The 3147-nt window shown below is 72.3% G+C and carries 2 protein-coding genes and 1 pseudogene; 1 reads left to right on the top strand and 2 read right to left on the bottom strand.

The window, feature by feature from the left end; translation table 11 throughout:
* Positions 1 to 322: 322 nt before the first annotated feature.
* Complete coding sequence (locus tag AB0C29_RS40720) at positions 323 to 994, top strand: lysophospholipid acyltransferase family protein (RefSeq protein WP_360832375.1); 672 nt, start codon at positions 323 to 325, stop codon at positions 992 to 994.
* Here the strand turns inward: AB0C29_RS40720 and AB0C29_RS40715 are convergent.
* Both AB0C29_RS40715 and AB0C29_RS40710 read right to left on the bottom strand, forming a co-directional pair.
* Complete coding sequence (locus AB0C29_RS40715; RefSeq protein ID WP_360832372.1) at positions 991 to 2460, bottom strand: cryptochrome/photolyase family protein; 1470 nt, start codon at positions 2458 to 2460, stop codon at positions 991 to 993. The genes AB0C29_RS40720 and AB0C29_RS40715 overlap by 4 nt on opposite strands.
* A 9-nt stretch (positions 2461 to 2469) precedes the next feature.
* Positions 2470 to 3147, bottom strand: a pseudogene (locus tag AB0C29_RS40710) (hypothetical protein); the annotation flags it as partial.

The raw sequence follows: 3147 nt of genomic DNA, 5'->3' as shown, positions 1-3147 counted from the left end.
ATCGCGCTGCGGATCGCGGCGTCGCCAGTGGTCGCCGCGGCCGTCGACGTCCACCGGGACTTCGTCGCCGCCGAGACGCTGGCCACCGCGCTGACCCTCGACGAGGCCGCGACCGGCTTCAGCGGTGAGGTCGGCGACGGCGAAACGGTAACGGTGTCGGTCACCCGCACGGTGTGAGTCCTGCCTCCTGGCTCGGCATTTGCCGCATTGCGCGGTAAATGCCGAGCCGGGAAGCGGCCGCTCGACGGGAGTTTTCCGGGCTGTTTCCGTTAACCTCACATCGCCCCCCGCATCTCCCGCAGTCCCCGCCCGGAGGAACACGTTGCCGCTGCTCTACTCGATCGGCAAAGTCACTGTCGGTCACGCGATGACGCTCGGCTGGCGGCCGCACGTCGAAGGTCTCGAGAACATCCCCAAGACCGGCGGCGCGATCTTCGCCGGCAACCACCTGTCCGTCGCCGACGAGCTGTTCCTCGGCGCCGTCGTGCCCCGCCACATAGCGTTCTGGGCCAAGGCCGAGTACTTCCGCGGCGGCGGCATCGGCGGCAACATCACCAAGTTCGTGATGCACGGCCTCGGCGCGATCAAGGTCGAGCGCGGCGGTGGCCGGGCCGCGCTGACCGCCTTCGACGGCGCGATCCCGGTGCTCAAGGCCGGTGACATGGTCGCGGTCTACCCCGAGGGCACCCGCTCCCCGGACGGCCGGCTCTACCGCGGGCGTACGGGCGTGGCCCGGCTCGCCGTCGCGGCGGGGGTGCCGATCATTCCGGTCGGCATGCTCGGCACGGACAAGGTGCAGCCGATCGGGCAGCGCTTCCCGCGCCCCGGCAAGGGCCAGGTCACGATCAAGTTCGGCACGCCGATCCCCACGGTCGGCCGCAGCGACGACCGCACCGCGCTGCGCGCGCTGACCGACGAGGTCATGGCCGAGATCCAGAAGCTCACCGGCCAGGAGTACGTGCCCAGGTACGCACCCCCGCGCCAGTCTTCCTAAGGGGCCCGGGAGCCACGGGCCTGCTCCTGCTCGACCAGTGCCTCCAGGTCGGTCAGCCGGTGCAGGCCCTGCATCGGCCGGCGCATCCGGTGGTTGTTCGCCAGCTGCTCCTCGTGGCGGTCCAGGAAAGCCCAGTAGCCGGCCGTGTACGGGCACGCGTCGTCACCCACGCGCACCTTCGGGTCGTACCGGCAGCCGCCGCAGTAGTCGCTCATCCGGTTGATGTACGCCCCGCCGGCCGCGTACGGCTTGGTGCTCATCCGGCCGGCGTCGGCGTACTGGCTCATGCCGACCACGTTGGCGGTCATCACCCACTCGTAGCCGTCGACGAACGCCCGGTGGAACCAGTCCGCCATCGCCCCCGGCCGCCAGCCGCGCTGCATCGCGTAGTTGCCGAGCACCATCAGCCGGGGGATGTGGTGCACCCAGCCACGGTCACGGACTCCGGCCAGCACGTCCGACAGGCACCGGGCCTCGACCGCGTCGGCGTCCAGCTCGGCGAACCAGCGCGGCACCGGCCTGCTCGCCTTGAGCTCGTTGGCGCGCCGGTAGCCGGGCTCGAAGTACCAGTACAGGTGCCAGACGAAGTCGCGCCAGCCGATCAACTGCCGGACGAAGCCCTCCACGCCGGCCAGCCCGGCCCGGCCCGCCCGGTACGCGGCCTCGGCCTGCTCGACGGCCTCCAGCGGGTCCAGCAGGCCCAGGTTGAACGCGGCGCTGAGCCGGCTGTGGGCCAGGAACGGGTCCCCGGCCAGCATCGCGTCCTCGTGCGGCCCGAACGCCGGCAGCCGGTGTCCGACGAAGTGCCGCAGCCGCTCGACCGCCTCGGCGCGGGTCGCCGGGAACAGCCGCGGACCGTCACGGCCGATGAAAGTGATGCCGTCGTCGCGCTCCCAGCGGTCCAGGTCCTCCCTGACGGCCGCGTCGATGTCGTCCTCGCGGATCTCCGGCGGCTCCTCGACGTCGAGCCGGGTGACGCCGCGCGGCGGTGGCTCCCGGTTCTCCGCGTCCAGATTCCACGTGCCGCCGGCCGGCTCGGTGCCGTCCATGAGGATGCCCAGGCGGCGCCGGGCGTCACGGTAGAAGTCCTCCATCCGCAGGCCGCGCCGGCCGTTGGCCCAGGCGACGAACTCCGGCGGAGCGGTCACGAAGCCGCGCGGCGGTAGCAGCTCGGCGCCGAGCCGCTGGACCAGCCCGCGGGCCGCGCGGGAGGTCGGGTGGCAGACGCTCAGTGGTTCGCCGAGGTCGCGTACCGCCTCGGCGTAGGTCTCGGCCCGTGCGAAGACGGCCTGGTCACCGAGCTCGGCCGCGCGGTGCCGCAGCGCGGACAGCACCAGGTGGGCCTTCTGCCGGTGGAACGCCCGGCGCCGGAACACCGCCTTGGACTCCACCAGCAGCACCGGCTGGGCGGGGTCGTCGAGGAAGTGCGGGCCGAGCTGGTCCGCGAACAGCCAGCGGCGGGTCATGCCGCATTCTTACCCGCGGGTGAGCACCGCATTCCGCAGGACACCCGTGAGATCCGCGCTCTCCTCCACGGAACGCCTGGTCAGCAGCACGGTGGCGAGACTGCCGTGGTCGGCCCAGGCACACACGACGACAGCCTTGCCACCGGAGCGGCCGACGCCGCAGCGCTCGTGCACGCCGGTCTCGCCGAGGTCGTAGGACTGGATGTCCTTGATCGCGTATTCACTGCTCAGGTGGGTGATCTCGGCCTCGACGTCGGACTCGGGGGTGAGCCGCAGCCCGGTCGTGCCGAACATGGTCACCCGCTTGCCGTTGCCGTCGGCGTAGACACCGGCGAAGACGTCGCCCTGGACCAGGTTGGTGCCGTTCAGCTGCTCGGAGAGCTTCTCGACGGCCCGCCGGCTGGCGCCGTCGTCGCGCAGAGCCAGGTCGGCCACCGACTGGGGCAGGGCCGCCGAGACCGGATACTGCTGGGCGGCGGGCCAGGCCAGATAGGCCGGTACGCCGCAGCAGCAGATGGCGCTGATCAGCGTGAACATGGCCAGTCGGCGGGGCCAGCGGCGTTTGCGCCGGGGCGGGGGCGGCGGGCGCTTGCCGGCCGGACCGCCCTGTCCCGGCCAGCCGGGCGCCGGGCGCTGCTGGGTGGCCTGCTGCGGGATCTGCCGTTGCGGGATCTGCCGCTGCTGGGC

It is taken from the genome of Actinoplanes sp. NPDC048791 (assembly GCF_040650095.1).
Taxonomy (GTDB): domain Bacteria; phylum Actinomycetota; class Actinomycetes; order Mycobacteriales; family Micromonosporaceae; genus Actinoplanes.
Note: the sequence above shows the minus strand (reverse complement) of the source record. Positions and strands in the feature narration are given on the sequence as shown.

Bases quoted from the DNA above. Each gene is read 5' to 3' on its own strand.
- AB0C29_RS40715 (WP_360832372.1), bottom strand. From the start codon at position 2,460: ATGACCCGCCGCTGGCTGTTCGCGGACCAGCTCGGCCCGCACTTCCTC.